This window comes from Geobacillus subterraneus, assembly GCF_001618685.1.
Lineage (GTDB): Bacteria > Bacillota > Bacilli > Bacillales > Anoxybacillaceae > Geobacillus > Geobacillus subterraneus.
In genome coordinates this window covers 966728-983749 of sequence record NZ_CP014342.1, presented here as the reverse complement: position 1 = coordinate 983749, position 17022 = coordinate 966728, and the positions used below count along the sequence as shown (strand labels likewise).

Annotated in this window: 21 protein-coding genes; 6 read left to right on the top strand and 15 right to left on the bottom strand. The window is 54.7% G+C overall.

Going from position 1 to position 17022, the window contains the following annotated elements:
* Positions 1–12: 12 nt before the first annotated feature.
* The 4 genes from GS3922_RS04870 to GS3922_RS04855 all read right to left on the bottom strand — a co-directional run bounded on the left by GS3922_RS04870 (position 13) and on the right by GS3922_RS04855 (position 3339).
* The gene (locus GS3922_RS04870) at positions 13–1284 is read right to left on the bottom strand and encodes a Glu/Leu/Phe/Val family dehydrogenase (RefSeq protein WP_063165443.1); all 1272 of its coding nucleotides are present in this window, start codon (positions 1282–1284) and stop codon (positions 13–15) included.
* Positions 1285–1453: 169 nt separating this feature from the next.
* Positions 1454–2044, bottom strand: a complete 591-nt coding sequence (locus GS3922_RS04865; RefSeq protein ID WP_063165442.1) for a genetic competence negative regulator — start codon at positions 2042–2044, stop codon at positions 1454–1456.
* An 87-nt stretch (positions 2045–2131) separates the two neighbouring features.
* On the bottom strand, positions 2132–2935 hold the full coding sequence (locus tag GS3922_RS04860; protein ID WP_063165441.1) for a metallophosphoesterase: 804 nt from the start codon (positions 2933–2935) through the stop codon (positions 2132–2134).
* An 11-nt stretch (positions 2936–2946) separates the two neighbouring features.
* Positions 2947–3339, bottom strand: a complete 393-nt coding sequence (locus tag GS3922_RS04855) for a hypothetical protein (RefSeq protein ID WP_063165440.1) — start codon at positions 3337–3339, stop codon at positions 2947–2949.
* A gap of 107 nt (positions 3340–3446) precedes the next feature.
* On the opposite strand from GS3922_RS04855, the gene GS3922_RS04850 reads away from it, so the two are divergent.
* The 3 genes from GS3922_RS04850 to GS3922_RS04840 are packed head-to-tail and all read left to right on the top strand — an operon-like array spanning position 3447 to position 4537.
* Positions 3447–3677, top strand: a complete 231-nt coding sequence (locus tag GS3922_RS04850; protein WP_012820740.1) for a spore coat associated protein CotJA — start codon at positions 3447–3449, stop codon at positions 3675–3677.
* Entirely contained in the window at positions 3674–3934 is a 261-nt protein-coding gene (locus GS3922_RS04845; RefSeq protein WP_012820739.1) for a spore coat protein CotJB, read from the top strand. The genes GS3922_RS04850 and GS3922_RS04845 overlap by 4 nt, the downstream gene beginning before the upstream one ends.
* 33 nt (positions 3935–3967) lie before the next feature.
* The gene (locus GS3922_RS04840) at positions 3968–4537 is read left to right on the top strand and encodes a manganese catalase family protein (RefSeq protein ID WP_063165439.1); all 570 of its coding nucleotides are present in this window, start codon (positions 3968–3970) and stop codon (positions 4535–4537) included.
* Between the two features lie 198 nt (positions 4538–4735).
* On the opposite strand, the gene GS3922_RS04835 is transcribed toward GS3922_RS04840, so the two are convergent.
* The 5 genes from GS3922_RS04835 to GS3922_RS04815 form a co-directional block, all read right to left on the bottom strand.
* Complete coding sequence (locus tag GS3922_RS04835) at positions 4736–5182, bottom strand: YpbF family protein (RefSeq protein ID WP_063165438.1); 447 nt, start codon at positions 5180–5182, stop codon at positions 4736–4738.
* A gap of 112 nt (positions 5183–5294) precedes the next feature.
* Positions 5295–5801 carry a LysM peptidoglycan-binding domain-containing protein gene (locus GS3922_RS04830; RefSeq protein WP_063165437.1) on the bottom strand — a complete coding sequence of 169 codons (507 nt, stop codon included), beginning with the start codon at positions 5799–5801 and terminating at the stop codon, positions 5295–5297.
* A 4-nt stretch (positions 5802–5805) separates the two neighbouring features.
* Positions 5806–6393 (bottom strand): CPBP family intramembrane glutamic endopeptidase, encoded by a 588-nt coding sequence (locus GS3922_RS04825; protein WP_063165436.1) that lies wholly within the window; start codon positions 6391–6393, stop codon positions 5806–5808.
* Entirely contained in the window at positions 6377–7900 is a 1524-nt protein-coding gene (locus GS3922_RS04820) for a RecQ family ATP-dependent DNA helicase (protein ID WP_063165435.1), read from the bottom strand. The genes GS3922_RS04825 and GS3922_RS04820 overlap by 17 nt, the downstream gene beginning before the upstream one ends.
* A complete protein-coding gene (locus GS3922_RS04815; protein ID WP_063165434.1) occupies positions 7888–8934 on the bottom strand; it encodes a YpbB family protein in 1047 nt (348 codons plus the stop codon). Before GS3922_RS04815 ends, GS3922_RS04820 begins: the two co-directional genes overlap by 13 nt.
* A 501-nt stretch (positions 8935–9435) precedes the next feature.
* Here GS3922_RS04815 and GS3922_RS04810 point away from each other — a divergent pair.
* From GS3922_RS04810 to serA, 3 genes are all read left to right on the top strand, one after another.
* Positions 9436–9684 (top strand): ferredoxin, encoded by a 249-nt coding sequence (locus GS3922_RS04810; RefSeq protein WP_008879661.1) that lies wholly within the window; start codon positions 9436–9438, stop codon positions 9682–9684.
* 172 nt (positions 9685–9856) lie between these two features.
* Positions 9857–10360 carry an inorganic diphosphatase gene (locus tag GS3922_RS04805; protein WP_063165433.1) on the top strand — a complete coding sequence of 168 codons (504 nt, stop codon included), beginning with the start codon at positions 9857–9859 and terminating at the stop codon, positions 10358–10360.
* Positions 10361–10588: 228 nt separating this feature from the next.
* Positions 10589–12163: a phosphoglycerate dehydrogenase gene (gene serA / locus GS3922_RS04800; RefSeq protein WP_063165432.1), complete on the top strand. Its 1575-nt coding sequence runs from the start codon at positions 10589–10591 to the stop codon at positions 12161–12163.
* A gap of 184 nt (positions 12164–12347) precedes the next feature.
* Here the strand turns inward: serA and GS3922_RS04795 are convergent, their stop codons facing one another.
* The 6 genes from GS3922_RS04795 to GS3922_RS04770 all read right to left on the bottom strand — a co-directional run bounded on the left by GS3922_RS04795 (position 12348) and on the right by GS3922_RS04770 (position 17010).
* Positions 12348–13160 carry a histidinol-phosphatase gene (locus tag GS3922_RS04795; RefSeq protein WP_063165431.1) on the bottom strand — a complete coding sequence of 271 codons (813 nt, stop codon included), beginning with the start codon at positions 13158–13160 and terminating at the stop codon, positions 12348–12350.
* A 308-nt stretch (positions 13161–13468) separates the two neighbouring features.
* A complete protein-coding gene (locus GS3922_RS04790; protein ID WP_063165430.1) occupies positions 13469–14599 on the bottom strand; it encodes a GerMN domain-containing protein in 1131 nt (376 codons plus the stop codon).
* Positions 14577–15122 carry an RNA polymerase sigma factor SigX gene (gene sigX / locus GS3922_RS04785; protein WP_063165429.1) on the bottom strand — a complete coding sequence of 182 codons (546 nt, stop codon included), beginning with the start codon at positions 15120–15122 and terminating at the stop codon, positions 14577–14579. Before sigX ends, GS3922_RS04790 begins: the two co-directional genes overlap by 23 nt.
* Positions 15123–15237: 115 nt before the next feature.
* Positions 15238–15954: a hypothetical protein gene (locus GS3922_RS04780; RefSeq protein ID WP_063165428.1), complete on the bottom strand. Its 717-nt coding sequence runs from the start codon at positions 15952–15954 to the stop codon at positions 15238–15240.
* Entirely contained in the window at positions 15947–16435 is a 489-nt protein-coding gene (locus GS3922_RS04775; protein WP_063165427.1) for an ECF transporter S component, read from the bottom strand. Before GS3922_RS04775 ends, GS3922_RS04780 begins: the two co-directional genes overlap by 8 nt.
* Positions 16432–17010 carry a cob(I)yrinic acid a,c-diamide adenosyltransferase gene (locus GS3922_RS04770; RefSeq protein WP_063165426.1) on the bottom strand — a complete coding sequence of 193 codons (579 nt, stop codon included), beginning with the start codon at positions 17008–17010 and terminating at the stop codon, positions 16432–16434. The genes GS3922_RS04775 and GS3922_RS04770 overlap by 4 nt, the downstream gene beginning before the upstream one ends.
* Positions 17011–17022: the final 12 nt, after the last annotated feature.

Genomic DNA, 17022 nt, shown 5'->3' with positions numbered 1-17022 from the left:
CGCTCGCCGCGTTCACACCCAGCCGCGGAATCGGCACGCTTCCGCCATTTTACGGACGCCGACCATGTAGGCGGCAAGGCGCATGTCAACGCGGCGCGTTTGCGCCATGTCATAGACATTGTTAAACGCCTTGACCATCACTTTCTCAAGCCGCTGTTCAACTTCTTCTTCCGTCCAATAATAGCCTTGGTTGTTTTGCACCCATTCGAAATACGACACCGTCACGCCGCCGGCGCTGGCGAGCACATCCGGGACAAGCAAAATGCCGCGTTGTGTCAAAATTTCTGTCGCCTCGAGCGTCGTCGGGCCGTTCGCCGCCTCGACAACGATGCCCGCCTTAATGCGCGGGGCGTTTTCGGCCGTAATCTGGTTTTCGATGGCCGCCGGCACTAAAATGTCGCAATCGAGCTCAAGCAGCTCTTTATTCGAAATCGTGTTTTTAAACAGCTTCGTCACCGTACCGAAGCTGTCGCGCCGCTCGAGCAAATAATCGATATCGAGCCCGTTCGGGTCGTACAGCGCGCCGTATACGTCGGAAATGCCGACGACTTTCGCCCCGGCGTCATGCATAAACTTCGCCAAATAGCTGCCGGCGTTGCCGAATCCTTGAACGACGACGCGCGCTCCTTCAAGCGACAAACCGCGTTTTTTCGCCGCCTCGCGGATGCAAATCGTCACCCCTTTGGCCGTCGCTGTTTCCCGGCCGTGCGAACCGCCGAGCACAAGCGGCTTTCCGGTAATAAAGCCCGGCGAATCGAATTCGCGGATGCGGCTGTACTCATCCATCATCCATGCCATAATTTGCGAGTTCGTAAACACGTCAGGCGCCGGGATGTCTTTGGACGGTCCGACGATTTGGCTGATGGCGCGTACATACCCGCGGCTTAACCGCTCAAGCTCGCGGAACGACATCGTGCGCGGGTCGCAGACGATGCCGCCTTTGCCGCCGCCATACGGCAAATCGACGATGCCGCATTTTAAGCTCATCCAGATCGACAGCGCTTTCACCTCACGCTCGGTGACATCAGGATGAAAGCGCACGCCGCCCTTCGTCGGGCCGACTGCATCGTTATGCTGCGCCCGATAGCCGGTAAAAATTTTCACCGATCCGTCGTCCATGCGCACCGGAATGCGGACGGTCAGCACGCGGATCGGCTCTTTCAAGAGCTCGTACACTTCTTCCGGGTAGCCGAGCTTTTCCAATGCTCTATGTATAACAATTTGCGTCGACGCCAGCACGTCGTATTGTTGTTCCTTGTCTTCCGTATGCTTATCGGCTGCCATACGTAAACCTCCTATAAGCTCGCTATAATAGTTTGTCGCCTTCCATGTCATAGTATACACCTTCTCTTGGCGTCTGCAAAGGAAAAATGGTGAAACGGGCCGAACGCTCCAGGCGGCGTTTCACCCGAAAAAATAGACTCCTTGTCCATATAAAGGAGTCTAGTTATGCTTAGTCGGCCCGGAAATAATGAACGAGTTGCTCAATGGCGCGGCGTTCCATTAATCGTTTTCCATATTCTTGCACACGGTGTATCGTTATCGTAGCCGGGTTGCCGAACTCGGCCAGCAAGGCGACGAAGTTGTCGAGCGGAATCGGTGGTTCTTCGGCAACATGCAAGTAAAAGCGGCCTTGGTACGAATAGAGTGTGCCATCAAGGCATCCGACCGCACACAAACGATGGGCGAGCTGAATGACATCTTCGAACGTTTGGAATTCGTAAAATATGTCATCACTCTCATCGAGCGTTACTTGCATTTCAATGTAATCATCGGCAAATTCTTCTTCGATGTCGTCGTAGTCGCCTTCGTTCGTGACGATAACGACCATGCCCTGTGCCGGTAAAGAGTACACTTCGACCGCGATCGATCCGTTCACTTCGAAGCCGAGCTCTTCGCTTGCTTCCTCAATCATATCGCGGAACAACTGATGGACTTTAAACGTGTCTTTCCATAAATCGTCTTTTGTCAATCCGCGATCAAGCAAATCATCGAATGTCAGGAAGATTTTAATTTTGTTGTGGGTCAAGCGCTCAAGACGCATCGGCACCCCTCCTTACCTACAGAGCCATCTCTTACCGTTATTGTATGTTGCAACTCGCAATTGGTTCATTTGTTATTATTAATGAGTTTACATCGTTTCTCCGGTTTTAGACAAGCATTTTTTCTCGGTTGTCGTTTTTCCGGGCACAATCGTGATGAGATGAGTCTCTGCCGGCGCTCCGAGGCGAAGCGGCACCCCGGTCGTCCCGTAGCCATTACTCGTAAACAACGCAGTGTTTCCGTGCCATTTGAGCCCTCCTTTCTCATACAATCCAAGCGAAAACAACCGGATTTGCCCGCCATGTGTATGGCCGCTCAACACGAGCGAAATGCGCTGTTCATCTCTCAGGCGGCCGATGATCGCCGGATTATGACAAGCTAAAATCCGAAATGATTGGGGTGGAGCACATTCGAGCGCTCGATCGATATCCGCCTCCTTCCGGCTTACATCGCCGACGCCGATGAGCGCGACCGGCACACCGCCGTGCTCCCATACTTTCGCTTTGTTTTTGAGCACATGGACGCGCTCTTCCTCGAGCAATGATTGAAGATCGTAATCGACTTCGTCATCATTGTTTCCCCAGACGAAATAAACGGGAGCGACCGCTTGCAACCGGCGTACATTTTCGCGGACGCGCGCTTCGGGTACCCCTCTTTCGGCCAAATCTCCGCCAATCACGACGAGATCAGCCTTTCCTTTCACGTTCTCAAGCATGCGTGACGAAACGATCCGCCGATGAATATCAGAAATAAAAAAAATGGTAAGCGGCGGCCAGTGAATGGGAAAATGAGGAAACGACAACGTCACGTGACGAACCCGATTGCTGTGCGCTTCTTTCCACATATAGCCAAGCAAAAACAGAACGCTCGTGATCATTCCCCCGATGACCATACTTCCTCCTGCTAAAGCCGGCCGCCTTCTTTCAGCCGGCGTTCTCTCATCGTCATCATACCATAACAGAAGGAAAAAACGAAAAAAAGCGCCGCTGTTTGCCAATGAAACTGAAACGCCCAATAAAAATGGCTGAGCGCCGCCATGCTCATCAACCATTCACCAACACGGAACCGCCGTCCGGACAGCAGACGCCCGCTCCCGATGATCGCCGTACGGATAAGCGCCCCATTGGCAGCAGCGCCAAGCAAAAAACAAGCGAACGCAAGCCATGTCCGAAGCGGGGAAAACAGCAGCCCCGTCAAAAACTGCGCAAAGGAAAACGGTTCAAGCGGCGGCAGCCAGCGAAAAAACAAGTAAGTGCACAAAACAGCGGCCATGGCTGTCATCGATAGGCGGCCCATGTTTTCCTCCTTAATTTTATTCCTATCATTCGTCGTGGCAAACAGGCATGAACGATACCGCTCTATCATACATATAGACTGAACTTTGCCAAAAAAGGGGGGGTTTGATGTTTACGACACGAAAACAGTACGAACCGTATATTAGTCCGTTTGACCCGTGCCCGCCGATCCGTGTCAAAACGTACGTCACCGCGCCGAACTTGTACGTCGGATTCCAACCGCCAAACTTGCCGCAATTTCCGCTTCGCGAAGCATTAATGAAAGGAACGCTTTGGCAAGTGTTTTACGACCCCTATTACAGCCCTTACGAAACGAAAACAAAAGGTGATGGCTCATGAAACAAATGCCAAAGGAGTATTATGAGCAGCTCGAAGAGCTGCAGGCTGTCGACTTTGCCCTCGTTGAGCTCACGCTTTATTTAGACACTCATCCAACCGATTACCAGGCGATTCAACAATTTAACCAACTCGCCCAAAAGCGGAAGCAGCTGAAAAAGCAGTTTGAAGCCGCCTACGGCCCGCTCGAGCAGTTTGGCCATAGCTATTCCAACTATCCGTGGAACTGGGACGACACGCCATGGCCTTGGCAAGTGTAGCTGATCCATCACGAGCGCAAGGAGGAACGGATCATGTGGATTTATGAAAAAAAATTGCAATACCCGGTCCGCGTCAGCACGTGCAACCCGAGGCTGGCAAAATATTTGATCGAACAGTACGGGGGAGCGGACGGGGAGCTCGCCGCGGCGCTCCGTTACTTAAACCAACGCTATACGCTGCCATCGAAAGTGATCGGATTGCTAAACGACATCGGCACAGAAGAGCTCGCCCATCTCGAAATGATCGCCACCATGGTATACAAACTAACGAAAGACGCGACGCCGGAACAGCTGAAAGAAGTCGGGCTTGAGCCGCATTACGTCGACCATGAGCGCGCCCTCTTTTACCATAACGCCGCCGGCAATCCGTTTACGGCGACGTACATTCAGGCGAAAGGCGATCCGATCACTGACTTGTACGAAGACATCGCCGCTGAAGAGAAGGCGCGCGCCACGTATCAATGGATCATCAACATGAGCGACGATCCGGACTTAAACGACGGGCTCCGCTTTTTGCGCGAGCGGGAAATCGTTCACGCGCAGCGGTTCCGCGAAGCGGTCGAGATTTTAAAAGAAGAGCGCAACCATAAAAAAGTCTTTTAATTTTCATCTAAACACATCCCCCGCTTTGCAAAGCAGAAGAAAAGCGGGGGATAACCATGACTGCGGATTCGATCTTTCCTTCAAAACGGAAGGAAGCACAAAAGTTTCCCCGCGCACGGCTGCAACAAGCCGCCTGAGGCGTCCATCTGGAAGCATAGACAGGCCGCTTACGCGAACGCTACGGAATGGAAAACCCATTCAGCTATGCTCATAATATAGGTTAATGTCGTATTCCCGCTTCAGCCACTCAAACAGCCGGTGACGCCCGTTCCACTGCTCTTCGTCTTTCCATAAATCGATGCTTTTTTGAATAATTTCGCAACGGAGGGCGTGAAAATCATCTTCCGCCTTTTCACTTTTTCCTTTGTAATAGACAGCGGCCCAATAAACGGTGCACAAAAGAAGCAGGATAAGAATGTGGACAGGCGCGGCAAAAAACCAGGCAAACCGCCCGCTCCACGTCGCCACGACCGCCGCGTTGGCAATCACATAAAGAAGGAAAGCCGCCAAGCCGACAAATGAGGCGGCTTGCAAAACGGTCGTCCGCTTTTCGAGCCGCTCCCATTTTTTCTTTTTTTCAATAACCGCAAGCAACATTTCTTTTGTCACTTCATCGAGGGAAAATTCGCTCGGAAAATAGGCCATCGTGCTCTCCCCCTTGTCCTTTTCTATTGTCCATCATATGCCGCGTTAAGCGGCGTTAGAACAAAGGGAAAAACACCGGCCGCCAGTTTTTTGGCGGCGAGGCCAGACGGACTCAACGTTCTTCATGAAGCGGGATGCGCAGCGTTTGCCCCGGCTCAAGCCGGCTCGTTGCCAAGCCGTTTTCCTTTTTGATAAGCTCCATAGCGCTTGACGTGCCGTAATATTTCATGGCGATGCTGTATAGCGTTTCGTTCGCCGCGACAACGTGGGTGATGATCTTGTCGTCCGTTTCATCAACCGCCTTTCGGTCCGCCGGCCGCTCCCGTTTCGCTGTTTCACTAGCTGCCTTGACGTCGTCGACCTGAATGATACGCACAGTCTCGCGGCTGCTGTTTTCCTCATGGCGGACGACTGTAACCGTTCCCGACTCCGACCGGACGTGGTGGATAGCCAGTACCGCCGCCGGCAGCGCCAAAAACAAAAACGCCAGCAGGCGGGCCGGGATGTATTTTCGCTTTTGCTCTTCTTTTTGCCGTCGTCTTTTTAGGCGTGACGACGGCGCATTGGCGCCCGACGCCAACCGTTGTTTCCGCGCCAGGCGTCCCGATGCTCCTTCCATCGCTTCACTTCCCTTCCTCCTCTGTCTCTCCGCCTAGACGAATATGTAAAGCAAGCACAAAATCGATCAAAAAATGGGCGGTGACCGTCACCCATAAGCTGCCAGTCCGTTCGTACAGCACGCCTAGAAACAAACTAAGCACGATGACCATGAGGAATAAAAACCACTTTTCCAAATACCGGACGTGCAGCACGGCGAAAATCGCACTCGCGGCCCAAAGCCCCCAATGTGTCTGCACGATGCCGCGAAACAGCCATTCTTCGGTGACGGCAATCAGCCCGCATAAAAAAAAGAGATGCAAAATGGAGCGACCGCGGAAAATTTTTTCATTCACCCCGCCGTCATCATGCCAGTCTTCCGGCAAATAGCGCATCGCCAAAAAATCAGCCGCCAACACGAGCGCCGCCGCGCCCACCCCGTATAACAGCACATCGGACAGATCGAGCCGCCAAAGCCGACGCCACTCGGCCCAATCGAACAAAAATAGCGAGGCGACGCCGGCAACGGCAAGCAGCAGCCCTTGCGTCAAATAAAGATGAAAAAGCACTTCGCGGTCCGTCATATGTTGAATTTGTTCACTTTGCCGCCTCATCTTGCCGCCCCCCGCTGAAAAACATCCGCCATAGCTCTTCGCGCCAGTGGCCGATCGGCGCCGCAGCCGGATGGCGGGCGGCGCGCATATAGGCATCAAGCCGCAGCCCGCAACCATCGCAGCACACATCCGGCTTGTCCGTCAGCTCCTCCCCGAACGCGCGGACGATCGCCGCACGCCGGCAGGAAGAGGTGTGCACCCAGTCATCCATTTCCTGCAGCTTTTTTCGCTTCCAGCGCCGCCGCGCCTCCATGGCCGCGGCCATTCTTTCATACAGTTGCTCCTTCGCCTCAGCCGTGATCCGTTCGGACGCCGCTGTTTGTCCCCATTCTAAACAGTACGCCACAAGCCGTTTTTGTATGTCCGTAAATCCGCTCGCTTCGATGGCAGCCTTCCATTGATCGGCAGCGGCGTCTTCTGGCAGCCGCCGGCACCATTCGCGCAGCTCGTGCGGATCGGGAAGCTCGGCTTCGGCCACCGCCTGGGCGATGGCCCGGTCGCCATCAGCGTAAAACAGCACGGCTAGACTCGGCGCCCCGTCGCGTCCGGCGCGCCCGATTTCCTGCACATACGCCTCGAGCTGAGCCGGCATATGAAAATGGAGCACGAACCGGACGTTTTCTTTGTTCACGCCCATGCCAAACGCGCTCGTACAGCAAACGATATCGAGCTGGCCGTATAAAAATTGCTGCTGCACGAGCAGCCGCTGCTCCCCATCCATGCCGGCATGGTAGTACGCCACCCGCCCCGCCCCGCTTCCCTCAAGGCGGCGGGCCATTTCTTCCGCCCATTGACGGCTTGAAAAGTAAACGATTCCCGGCCCTTCAAGCCGCCCCGCATATTCAACTAAGCGCGCTGCTTTTTCTTCAGCCGATAAGCAATGCTCGACCTTTAAGGCGATGTTCGGGCGATCAACAGAATAAATATGAAGGCGGGCGCGCTCCATCCCGAGCGTGCGGACGATATCATCGCGCACCTCCGGCGGCGCCGTCGCCGTCAGCGCCAGGCACGGCGGAGAACCGAGCGCGCGCCGGACCGCCCCGAGTTTTAAAAAGTCGGGGCGGAAATCATACCCCCATTGGGAAATGCAATGCGCTTCATCAACAACAAATAAGGAAATGCGCGCGCGCCCGAGCGCCGCCAAAAATTTAGCCGATTGCAGCATTTCCGGCGAAGCGTAAATGAAACGAAAATCGGGCAGCGAGGCGAGCGCCTGCCATTTTTCTTCCGCATCGAGCAAGCTATGGAAAGCAATCACCCGCTTTTCCCCGCGTCGGCGCAGCTGTTCGACTTGATCTTCCATGAGCGAGACAAGCGGCGAAACGATAAGCACGCTTCCGGGGAGCAAATACACCGGCAGCTGGTAGCAAAGCGACTTGCCGCTTCCGGTCGGCAACATCGCCAACACGTCGCGTCCGGCGAGCACGTCTTCGACCACTTCCCGCTGCCCTGGGCGGAATGAGGCATGTCCAAACCGCGCATGCAAGATTTTTATTAATTCATCCAACGTCCCACTTCCTTTGCTAACACGAGGCGAATTTCAAAATAACTCGCCGCGCCGCCGAGCGTGTCGCGAATATGCTTTAACTTGCGCGTTCCGAGCGCCCGCGCCGCCGCTTGAATCGAAGCCGCCTTCTCGTCCGCCACAAACGGAGCGATCGAAAAGCCGGGCACGTTGGCGGCGATTTCGACAATATGATCCTCAATCGTGCTCCGCTTTAGACGGCGAAGGGCGGCGATTTCTTCGATCGTTTTTCCTTTCTTCAGCCATTCGTACGTTTTTTGCGCCGATTGCGTCAGCTGCACCGGCACGAGCCCAGCCATCATCTCCGCCATCAGCGGAGCGCGTCCGGCTTCGGCCTCCGCCATCATATAATGAAGAACGTTGCGAAATTGAAACTGCACATAAAGCGCATCCGTTTGCAAATAGGCGGCGATTTGCTCCGCCGTCCAGCCGATGCGCGCAGCGCTTGTGAGCCGCAATGTAAACACCGTCGCTTCCTCCTCGGAGACAGCCCGAAGCAGCCGGATGAACTCGTTATAAAACGCGGCAGCGAGCGCTTGTCGTGAGCCGTTGGCGAGCACATATTGCTTCACCCATAGGAGCGTTCGCTCATCGCGGCAAATCGGTGCAAAGCGCTGCCCGTAAACGAGGTTGGATAACGTTTGGCCAACGAGAGAGAGGCGCTGCCAAAACAGCTGATCGATCTCATGATAACGCCAGCCGTTCAAATGGCGGGGAAGCAGCATTTCCTGTCCGTCAAGCCAGCGCTCCCCGGCCTCTGTCAACCTGTACGTTCGGTTGTCCCCGGGCGCGGCCAACCGCTGTTCGGCGAGCACCTGTGCAGCCGTGTCAAGCTCGGCCACCGTCACATCTTTCCACGTGCCAAAAAACGGCTCGAGCCGAAACCATTTGCTGTCTTGCAACGTTTGCGCCGACTTTTTCCCAGAAAATAAATGGTATACCGCTGCCAGCGTCCGTTCGCCGTTGAAGCGGCGCAAGCAGTGGGCAAGCAAAAACGAGGCATAACCATGCCGCATCACTTGTTCCTCCCTCGCCTCTATTGTAACAAAAATCGCCCAGTTGGTCGGCATGAAAAATAGGCAATTTGGCATCGAAACGGCTGGCGAACACTGGCCGGTTTCTTTCTCCATCAGTTCTTAAACGTAGTGAGGGCTCTTATTTGAAAAAACACCTCCTTTGCCCCATATCGGCTGCGAAATCATCGTTCCCCTACCTAGAGGGATGGTGAAAAACAGCGGATTTGCTCGATTTGCGAGAAATGGAAAGGAATAAAGTTGCGTCGCCGCAAGATTTCTCAATTTGAAAAAAACTGTGTGAGAGCAGTCTCTCCTCTGAAATCATCGGTCTTTTAGGTAACGAAAATAAACGACATGCATATGTGTAAAAATACAGGGGAGCAATTTTTTTATTGAAATGCGGGACGAACGGTCTTATTATAAAAGTGAAAGTTCATTTCCGAGCAGGCAACACGGAGATGGCCCGTCCGTTTCCAATAAACTTGGGGAGGTTAGATCTTTATGCCAAAGTATACGATCGTCGATAAAGAAACATGTATTGCCTGCGGCGCATGCGGCGCAGCAGCTCCGGACATTTACGACTACGACGAAGACGGCATCGCCTACGTCACCCTTGATGACAACCAAGGAATCGTCGAAGTGCCGGATATTTTAATTGACGATATGATGGACGCGTTTGAAGGCTGTCCGACTGAGTCGATCAAAGTCGCTGATGAGCCGTTTGACGGCGATCCGAATAAATTCGACTGAAATCCCCCCTCTTGCCGATTGGCAAGAGGGTTTTTTAGCAACGGCGCGAAAAATGCCATTCCATAAGTAGCGCATCTTGGGCGAACATGCTAAAATAAGATTGTCTTGTCCGCCGCCGACCGGCGGACAAGTTTTCGTGCATACATAACGAGCAAAAAAGGAGGAACGGGTTATGGCATTCGAAAATAAAATTGTCGAAGCGTTTATCGAAATTCCGACCGGCAGCCAAAACAAATACGAGTTCGACAAAGAGCGGGGCATTTTCAAGCTCGACCGCGTCTTGTACTCGCCGATGTTTTACCCGGCGGAATACGGCTACTTGCAAAACACACTGGCGCTTGATGGCGACCCGCTCGACATTTTAGTCATTACGACGAACCCAACGTTCCCGGGCTGCGTCATTGATACGCGCGTCATCGGCTTTTTAAACATGATCGACAGCGGCGAAGAGGATGCGAAACTCATCGGCGTACCGGTTGAAGATCCTCGTTTTGATGAAGTTCGCTCAATCGAAGACTTGCCGCAGCATAAACTGAAAGAAATCGCCCACTTCTTTGAACGCTATAAAGATTTGCAAGGCAAACGGACGGAAATCGGCACATGGGAAGGGCCGGAAGCCGCCGCGAAGCTGATCGACGAGTGCATCGCCCGCTACAATGAGAAAAAAAGTGAGTAATCCGCACTAGACGCCAAACAGGACGGAGACGGCGAATCCCCGTTTATTTCCGAACTATCTCGCTCATATCTTTTGATATGGGCGTTTTTCTTTTTCTAAATCCGAACATTCCTTTATAAAAAAACGTTTTCATTTGTATAACTTCTTCAGATCCCATTGACAGAAACCGTTTTAGTATGTTAAATTATCAGAAATTTAACATCTTCGAAAAAGAAAGGGGCACCGACTGTGTTTCGCGTACTCGTTTCCGACGCCATTAGTGAAGAAGGCTTGACGCCGCTGCGCACATCAGCAAACATTGACATCGTGCAAAAAAAGGTTGGCGAAGTTGAAGACGAATTACACACGTTTGACGCCTTGCTCGTACGCAGCGCGACGAAAGTGACAGAAGAATTATTGGAGAAAATGACGAAGTTGAAAATTGTCGGCCGCGCCGGTGTCGGCGTTGACAACATTGATGTCGACGCGGCGACAAAACGCGGGATCGTCGTTATTAATGCGCCAAACGGCAATACGATTTCCGCTGCTGAACATACATTCGCGATGATGGCAGCGCTTGTCCGCCGCATTCCGCAGGCGCACATTTCCGTCAAATCGCGGGAATGGAACCGCTCAGCGTTTGTCGGCAACGAGCTGTTCGGCAAAAAACTCGGCGTGATCGGCTTCGGCCGCATCGGATCGGAAGTCGCCAAACGGGCGCGCGCGTTTGGCATGACCGTGCACGTGTATGACCCGTTTTTAACGAAAGAGCGGGCCGAAAAACTCGGCGTCTCCATCCATTCGCTCGATGAAGTGCTGGCTTCCGCCGACATCATCACCGTCCATACGCCGCTGACAAAAGAAACGCGGGGGCTCCTTGGCACGGAAAACTTGGCGAAAACGAAAAAAGGGGTCTATTTAGTCAACTGTGCCCGCGGCGGCATCATCGACGAACAGGCGCTCATCCCATTTTTAGAAAGCGGCCATGTCGCTGGCGTTGCCCTTGACGTCTTTGAACAAGAACCGCCGGGCGATCACCCACTTTTGGCGTTTGACAATGTCATCACGACGCCGCACTTAGGGGCATCGACGGTTGAGGCGCAATTGAACGTCGCCACTCAAGTCGCTGAAGAGTTGCTCCACTTTTTCGAAGGGCAGCCGGTCACGTCGTCGATCAACTTGCCGGCCTTGTCAAAAGACGTCTATGAAAAAATTCAATCATTCTATCATTTAGGCCGGAAGCTTGGCTTGATCGCGTCGCAGTTTATGAACATCCCGGTGCAAGAGCTGTCCGTCACCTATGCCGGCACGGTCGCTGATTTGGAAACGACGTACATTACGCGCAGCTTGCTCGCCGGCTTCCTGCGGCCGCGCGTCGCCTCTACGGTCAACGAGGTGAACGCCGCCATGGTCGCTAAAGAACGCGGCATTACGTACGGGGAAAAATTTTCCGATGAAACGCACGGATATGCAAACTGCATTTCCCTCACTGTCCATGGCGAGAACAAAACGTTCACGATCAAAGGAACGCACGTGCCGAACTACGGCGACCGCATCGTCCACTTCAACGGCGTCGCCATCGACTTCGCCCCGGAAGGACATCTGTTGTACATTCAGCACCAAGACCGGCCGGGAATGATCGGCAAAGTCGGGAACGTGTTGGGGGCGCACGATGTCAACATCGCCACGATGCAAGTCGGGCGGCAGGAGGCGGGGGGGAAAGCGATGATGATCCTCTCGCTTGACAAACCGGTGGATGATGCGGTGTTAAACGCACTGGCGCAAATTGATGATATTGAGACCGTCAAACGGCTTGAGGCGTAGTCATAAAAAACGCAGGCTTCAAAATCGGAAGCCTGCGTTTTTTGTTCGTTCGCAGCATTAACCGGTGAAAAATGGGTGCCTCCCTTGCATAGGCAGGCCGCGGTTTAGTCCGCTTGGCCCTAAAAACTATGCAGGCTTCGCCGATCGGAAACCTGCATGGTTTTCGTTCGTTATCTCATTCCGTTCAACCGAGCGGCACCGCTTTCCGTTCTCCTTTCGAGAACGTCATCAGCTCGGTGTAGCCGACGCTGCGGGCGAGTTCGATCGCCTTGTCAAAGTCGGCGCCGACATGTTCCGGCACGTGCGCGTCGGAGGAAAAGACGATCGGAATGCCCTTTTCATAGCACATTTTCAGCAGGCGCGGGTCCGGGTACAGCTCGCCGACCGGCTTGCGCAGTCCGGCCGTGCTGATTTCGACGCACGTTTTCGAATTGGCGAGCGCCGTTGTCGCCCGGTCGTATTGTTCAAGCAAAAACTCTTCATCTTCTGGAACATATTTAAAAATTTTCACCAAATCGAGGTGGCCGATAATGTCAAATAAGTCCGATTCGGCAAGCGTCACGACTTGATCAAAATATTTGCGGTATGTATCGTACAAATCACGTCGCTCCCACTCGCGGCGATATTCGACTAAGTCGATGCCGAAATCGTCAACCCAATGAATGGAGCCGATGACATAGTCAAAATCGTACGCGCGGATGAACGCCGCCATCTCCTCATGCTTGCCTGGCGTATAGTCCATTTCGATCGACATTTTCACATCGATGCCGGCATCCCACGCTTCGTGGAACAGCCGGACGTAATCGTCCATATCGTAGCAGCGGCGCGCTTCCACCCACGGGTTGGACAAAATGTTCTTCGTTTGGTAAAAATGATAGGCGTGTTCAGAAATGCCAAAATGCTCAATCCCTTTTTTCGCCGCCTCATCCGTAAATTGGCGCAAATAACCAAGCGTCAGCGTCCCCCGCTCGAGATGGTTATGGTAGTCGGTCAACATCTGCCGTTCTCCTCTCCTGATGTTTTTCTCATTATAACGCATCACCGCGAAAGAGGACAACCGTTTTGCGAATATTCATCCAATCATCCGTTAGCGCCGACAAGAAACAACAGCCCGACGCATACCGCCACACCGGCGACCGCTAAAATCCGTCTCATGACATCATCCATTCTCATCCCTCCTTCCCTTCTTCGTGCCATATATGTCTTATGTCAAAACGATCATCGATAGAACAACACTGCGACGACATTAACAAAACTGTAACAAAATGACATCGTCGGAAAGTAGCCAGGAGGCGGCACCGGCCGCTATCGCCTGCCTGCTGTCAACAGTTCCGCGTTCGGACCGGCCGGCACCTTGATCCGCTCCCCAAGCGGATACGGGCCGATGGCCGAGCGGCCATTGGCCGCCAACGTCACCTCTCGCAAGCCGAACTCTTTTGCCGTCAACAAAATCGCTTCTGCCATGCGCGTCTCATCCGCTATGTCCACCAAGGCGGAAAAGCGAAGCGAGACGGCGGCATGGCGCCCGTTGACGTCGACTCGGTCGATCTCCACTTCCGGCGGAATGGCCGGCTCAAATCCGCGGCCGCCCGGCTTTTTCATCCGCTCCACCGCCTCGGGAAACGAGCGGGCGTCGCTCGGGGCCGAAACCAGCACCGCATGGCCGAACGAAGAGAGGCGGTTCATATAATAAATTCGTTTTTGCCGATTTACTTTTGTCGTTTTCAGCTGCCCGGACGCCGACAGCTCAAGGCCTTCTTCCGCTCCGGTGAAAAAGCGGATATACCGCCCGCCCATTTGCCGCACGGTTTCCACCACCGCCACTAAAAACAGCCGCTGCTCCTCACGGTTGGCGGCAAATATGCGATGACGGGCCGGAACGTGCACCGTCCAGACGCGCCCGTCGCCCGCTTCCGGCGCCATCGTTACGCCGTCAAGCCATTGGGCTGAGCCCCACAGCGGAGAGCGGTCAAGCTCATCGAGCGCGGCCGCCACCTGTTCTTTCGGGGCAAAACGGCCGAAAAGCGGGACGGTCACCGGCACCACCATGCCGATTTTCGGGTCAGGCAAGGCGATGACCGCTGCGGCGGCTGCTTCATTCGCCACGGGCGGCGCCACATCAGCCGCCATCATCACTTCTGGGCTTGCTTCGGAGCGGAATGAAGCGTCCTTTTCCCGCGGCATCTTTGCGGCAGATAAAGTGGCTTCCTGTTTGTCCGCCCGTTCCGGAGTGATTAGGCGGGGGCCGGCAACCGCAGCTGCAGCAAGCACCACTGCCGACGCGACCGCCGGAAGCCAGCGCCGCTTCCAACGCGCCGCCCGCCGCGCGCGCTCTAGCCGCTCGTAAACATCCTCTTTCGCGCGGCGGTCTTTGACGACGGGCAGCTGTTCAAGGCCGTGCTGGATGCACCGCTCATTCCAGTTGAGCTTTTTCATGTTGCCACCCCTCCCGTTTTGCCTCTTCCTCCATATATTGCTTCAGCGCCTTTAACGCACGGTGTTGCGTCGTTTTCACTTTGCTCTCCGTCCAGCCGAGCGCCGCCGCCGTTTCCGCGATCGACAGCGACTGGATGAACCGAAGGACGAGCACAAGCTGCTGATCGACCGTACAGCGCGCCAAACAGCGATACATGAGCTGAATTTCCTCCTTTTGAATGGCGACCTCCTCCGGCATCGGTTCATCGGCGCCGATCGACTCCTCGCTCCATTCCGGCGGACCGGCCCATTTGCGCCGATGCTTTTGCCGGCGGAAAAAATCGATCGCCACATGGCGCGCAATGGACAGCAGCCACGTTTTTTCGCTGCATTGCCCTTTAAACCGCTTATACGAACGCAGCACTTTCACGTATACTTCTTGGACTAAATCTTCGGCATGCTCTCGATTCCGCACCATGTAAAACAAAAAATTAAACAAATCGTCGTGATACTTTTCATACAACTGTTCAAAGACGGGGTCCATCGTCCCTCTCCCCCTATTCTTTCCGCGGACCGCAGCCAAAAAAATCCCATTATCTTCATGATAACGGGTAAAAAGCGAAAAGGAAACTGTTTTTTTAGCCAAAAACAACAGGCGGTTACGGCTCGGCAAACAGCGGAAAAAAGAGACGGCCAGCCATCCTTCTTAATACTTGCTCCCCGGCTGGATCATAACTGATAAGCAAAGAGGTCGCCGGACCGCCGGAAGCAAAAAGCGGCAGCGGGCATGCGCAGGCGCGCCACCGGCGACCGTTGGCGGCCAACAGCTGCGTCCATTCATAATAAATACCTTTTGAGCCGATAGGAATCAACTCGTAAACATACGGGGAGGCCAGAAGCTCGGCAACGAGTGAAAGCGGCGCAATCCATTCCGGGTGCGCCAACACGGCTGGGCCGACGAGCGGGCGGCCGACCACGGCAAACTGGGCCGCCTCCGGCGTGATGCCGATTCTCTTTTGTCCGCTCGCCACCGTTCCGATCGCCGTCACCCCAAGCGCTGACTGCACGGTGGCAAAATTCGATTCACTGCTGCCCGTAATCGGAAGATTAAGCCCCAGCTCGTCGCCCGCCCGCTTGATGCCGCGGCAAAGCACTTCCCAATATTCATCGGCGATAAAGTTTTGCAGCACAACCGCCTTCGCTTCCGCCCCAACCCCCGCTAACTCCATCAAGGCGACGCGGGCGGCAAAATAGGCCGTTGTCTCGGCCGGAGCAAAAACAGCGTCGCCCGGTTTTTCCCCGACCGCCGCTGAACCGTCGGCGGCGATCGCTAGTTCAACGCCATCGTCAAACGGGAGAAAGAGCACATCACGCATGCGGCGCCCTCACCCCCGCTTTCGCCGCCAAGCGGACGACAGACGGCATCACCGTCATGGCGATCAACACATTGACGGCCGCAGCCGCCGACAGCGGCGGAATGATTGCCACAACGAACGGCCAGCCGAACGAAATGACAAGCGGCAGCGGCGCCAAGAACACATTGCCGACAAAAAAGGCAGCGGCTCCGCTGAAGCGCCAGCCCCGCCCATACAGTGCGGCAAACAAGGCGCTAAGCCCCGCCATTTCACAAGCGACAATCCAATGGAACGGGCCGAGCGGCCAGCCGCCGACGTAGGCGGAAACGAAGTGGCCAAGCCCGGCGACTGTTGCTCCGGCGCGCGGGCCGAGAACAGCGGCGGCAACAAGCGCCGGCGCGCTGTCTAAAGCGATGCTGCCGACAAACGTCGGCAGCTTGATGAACGATCCGATGACAGAAAGGGCCAGGCAAACAGCCAGCCAGGCAAAGCGGCGGTTCATTGCCCTTCCTCCTTGTCGCGGAACACAATGGCGCTCCGCTCATACTCGACGTCGCCCACTCCTAAGCGTGCATTCACGACCCGGGCGGCGGCGAACAAATAATCCGACAAGCGGTTCATATATTTGAGCACAACATCATTGATCGGTTCCGCTTTTTGCAAGGAAACGATGCACCGTTCCGCCCGCCTTGTCACCGTGCGCGCCATATGAAGCGCAGCCGCCGCCTTTGAACCGCCCGGCAAAATGAACTTCTGCAGCGGCGGCGCCTCTTGCACGTACGCGTCAATGCGCTGTTCTAAAAACGCGACCATCTCCTCGGTCGCTTTATACGGCAGCTTGCCGTTGACGATGGCCAAATCCCCGCCGCAGTCAAACAGCTCGTGCTGGATTTTTTGCAGCTCACCGCAAAGATCGTGAAAACGCGCATCATCCACCAATAAGGCAAGCGCCCAGCCGATGAACGAATTCGCCTCATCAATCGTTCCGTACGCCTCGACGCGCAAATGATCTTTATCGACGCGCCCGCCGACTAAACTCGTTTTTCCTTGATCTCCCGTTCGCGTGTACAGCTTCATGCGTCCTCTCCC

Excerpts from the sequence above, each read along its gene's own strand:
- GS3922_RS04835 (WP_063165438.1), bottom strand. The coding sequence starts at position 5,182 with ATGGCCTATTTTCCGAGCGAATTTTCCCTCGATGAAGTGACAAAAGAA.
- GS3922_RS04830 (WP_063165437.1), bottom strand. The coding sequence starts at position 5,801 with ATGGAAGGAGCATCGGGACGCCTGGCGCGGAAACAACGGTTGGCGTCG.
- GS3922_RS04860 (WP_063165441.1), bottom strand. The coding sequence starts at position 2,935 with ATGGTCATCGGGGGAATGATCACGAGCGTTCTGTTTTTGCTTGGCTAT.
- sigX (WP_063165429.1), bottom strand. The coding sequence starts at position 15,122 with ATGGACCCCGTCTTTGAACAGTTGTATGAAAAGTATCACGACGATTTG.
- GS3922_RS04855 (WP_063165440.1), bottom strand. The coding sequence starts at position 3,339 with ATGGGCCGCCTATCGATGACAGCCATGGCCGCTGTTTTGTGCACTTAC.
- GS3922_RS04795 (WP_063165431.1), bottom strand. The coding sequence starts at position 13,160 with ATGTTGACCGACTACCATAACCATCTCGAGCGGGGGACGCTGACGCTT.
- GS3922_RS04870 (WP_063165443.1), bottom strand. The coding sequence starts at position 1,284 with ATGGCAGCCGATAAGCATACGGAAGACAAGGAACAACAATACGACGTG.
- GS3922_RS04850 (WP_012820740.1), top strand. The coding sequence starts at position 3,447 with ATGTTTACGACACGAAAACAGTACGAACCGTATATTAGTCCGTTTGAC.
- GS3922_RS04810 (WP_008879661.1), top strand. The coding sequence starts at position 9,436 with ATGCCAAAGTATACGATCGTCGATAAAGAAACATGTATTGCCTGCGGC.
- GS3922_RS04865 (WP_063165442.1), bottom strand. The coding sequence starts at position 2,044 with ATGCGTCTTGAGCGCTTGACCCACAACAAAATTAAAATCTTCCTGACA.
- GS3922_RS04775 (WP_063165427.1), bottom strand. The coding sequence starts at position 16,435 with ATGAACCGCCGCTTTGCCTGGCTGGCTGTTTGCCTGGCCCTTTCTGTC.
- GS3922_RS04845 (WP_012820739.1), top strand. The coding sequence starts at position 3,674 with ATGAAACAAATGCCAAAGGAGTATTATGAGCAGCTCGAAGAGCTGCAG.
- GS3922_RS04805 (WP_063165433.1), top strand. The coding sequence starts at position 9,857 with ATGGCATTCGAAAATAAAATTGTCGAAGCGTTTATCGAAATTCCGACC.
- GS3922_RS04790 (WP_063165430.1), bottom strand. The coding sequence starts at position 14,599 with ATGAAAAAGCTCAACTGGAATGAGCGGTGCATCCAGCACGGCCTTGAA.
- GS3922_RS04780 (WP_063165428.1), bottom strand. The coding sequence starts at position 15,954 with ATGCGTGATGTGCTCTTTCTCCCGTTTGACGATGGCGTTGAACTAGCG.
- GS3922_RS04815 (WP_063165434.1), bottom strand. The coding sequence starts at position 8,934 with ATGCGGCATGGTTATGCCTCGTTTTTGCTTGCCCACTGCTTGCGCCGC.
- GS3922_RS04840 (WP_063165439.1), top strand. The coding sequence starts at position 3,968 with ATGTGGATTTATGAAAAAAAATTGCAATACCCGGTCCGCGTCAGCACG.
- GS3922_RS04825 (WP_063165436.1), bottom strand. The coding sequence starts at position 6,393 with ATGAGGCGGCAAAGTGAACAAATTCAACATATGACGGACCGCGAAGTG.
- GS3922_RS04770 (WP_063165426.1), bottom strand. The coding sequence starts at position 17,010 with ATGAAGCTGTACACGCGAACGGGAGATCAAGGAAAAACGAGTTTAGTC.